Annotated in this window: 2 protein-coding genes; both read left to right on the forward strand. The window is 65.3% G+C overall.

Annotated features, from left to right (window positions below; genetic code table 11):
* The first annotated feature begins 71 nt into the window (after window positions 1-71).
* Window positions 72-913 (forward strand): IS5 family transposase gene (locus tag ACGF5T_RS36020; protein WP_366769558.1). Its coding sequence is split into 2 segments (ribosomal slippage): window positions 72-426 and window positions 426-913, totalling 843 coding nucleotides; the frame shifts between segments, so codons are not numbered across the junction.
* Between the two features lie 28 nt (window positions 914-941).
* On the forward strand, window positions 942-1658 hold the full coding sequence (locus tag ACGF5T_RS36025) for a hypothetical protein (protein ID WP_366769557.1): 717 nt from the start codon (window positions 942-944) through the stop codon (window positions 1656-1658).
* The last annotated feature ends 12 nt before the right edge of the window (window positions 1659-1670 follow it).

Genomic DNA, 1670 nt, shown 5'->3' on the forward strand with positions numbered 1-1670 from the left:
TTACTGATCGTTTCAGAATGAGTTGAGTCGCAGGTCTTGCGCTCGGTGATCTCGGACGGCAGTGTCGCCGGGTGCGTACTGATCTTGTTCCTGACACTCTGTGGGAGCGGGTTGCCCCGCTGTTGCCGCCCGCTCCCGAACGGCGCCGACGGTGTCCCGGGCGGCTGCGTGTTCCCGACCGGGCGGCTCTCGCAGGCGTCATGTACGTGCTGCGGACCGGTGTTGCGTGGCGCGATGTCCCTGCGGAGACGGTGGGCTGTTCTGGAGTGACGGCCTGGCGTCGGCTGCGGGACTGGACCGAGGCTGGCGTCTGGCCACGTCTGCACGCCGCCCTGCTCACTGAACTGCGGCGCGCCAGCTCGTTGGACCTGGACGACTGCTCCGTGGACGGATCGCACGTCCGTGCTCTCAAAGGGGGGACCAAGTTGGACCGTCGCCGGTTGATCGGGGCCGGCCCGGCTCCAAGCACCATGTGCTCGTCGATCGCCGCGGCACTCCGCTCGCTGTCTCGCTGACCGGTGGGAACCGGCATGATGTCACCCAGCTACTCCCTCTGCTCGACGCTGTCCCCCGCATACGAGGAATGCGAGGCCGGCCTCGGAGCAAGCCCAAGCGGTTGTTCGCCGACCGCGGCTACGACTTCGACAAGTACCGTCGTCTGCTGTGGAAGCGCGGCATCAAGCCCCTCATAGCCCGGCGCGGCGTCGCCCACGGTTCAGGGCTTGGCAAGACCCGCTGGGTGGTCGAGCGCACTTTCGCCTGGCTCCATCAGTTCAAGCGACTGCGAACCCGCTACGAGCGTCGCTCCGACTTGCATCTAGGGCTTCTGCAACTTGCGTGCTGCGTCATCTGCCTGCGCCAATTGTCCAAGCGCCAGCCCAGTGACCAGGCTGTCCGGCCCTGGCGGCAGTGATGCACTGGCCGGCTGTCACACTCGCCGGATGAGCATGGAGAGTGCGCACGGTCGTGCCGTTGATCCGGAGGAACTGCTGCTATGGACAGACTGGAGTTCGGTGGAGCACTGCTGTCCGGACGTTGCTCCAGCGACGCCCGCGATCTTGCGACAACTACTCGACGACGACGCACGCAACCAAGGCGCTGCCCTCCGCGACCTGCAACACGCCGTCACGCATCAGAACACCTTCTACAGCGCCACGGCCCCTGCCGCGTCGTTCGTCGCGGCGATCCTCGGGCACCCGCGGACTCTTGCCATCGTCACTGACAAGAGACGGGGAGAAGCAGCACATTCCGCTGAAGAGCCTGGATTCTTCCTTCGCGTCGGTCTTCTGGACTGGCTCGGCAGCACGGCCGAAGACGCCAACGAAGAGTCACCTGGCGGATATGCCGTCGACATCGAAGCGTTCCGCGTCCTTCGGCCCACCCTATTTGATGCCATCCGCCCCTTGCTCACGGACCGCGAGCCAGAGATCCGCAGGGCCGCCCTGGCCAGTGCACTTCCGTTGCTTACCTCACCGCTACTAGCCCACCACGTCGAATCTCTACGCAAGGATGTCCGCGCTCTTGCTGCCGACGACTCCCCGTACCGGCGGCGGGCGATCGCAACGCTCGCTCGCTGGGGGGAAGACATAACTCCCTTCCAGCAAGACATGGACATGCAGGTGCATGCCGAGGGCTGCGCGGACGACCCGCCTTTCTGAAACGACCTTTTA

Origin of the sequence: Streptomyces sp. NPDC047853 (assembly GCF_043204535.1) — a bacterium.
Lineage (GTDB): Bacteria > Actinomycetota > Actinomycetes > Streptomycetales > Streptomycetaceae > Streptomyces.

Bases quoted from the DNA above. Each gene is read 5' to 3' on its own strand.
- ACGF5T_RS36025 (WP_366769557.1), top strand. From the start codon at position 942: ATGAGCATGGAGAGTGCGCACGGTCGTGCCGTTGATCCGGAGGAACTG.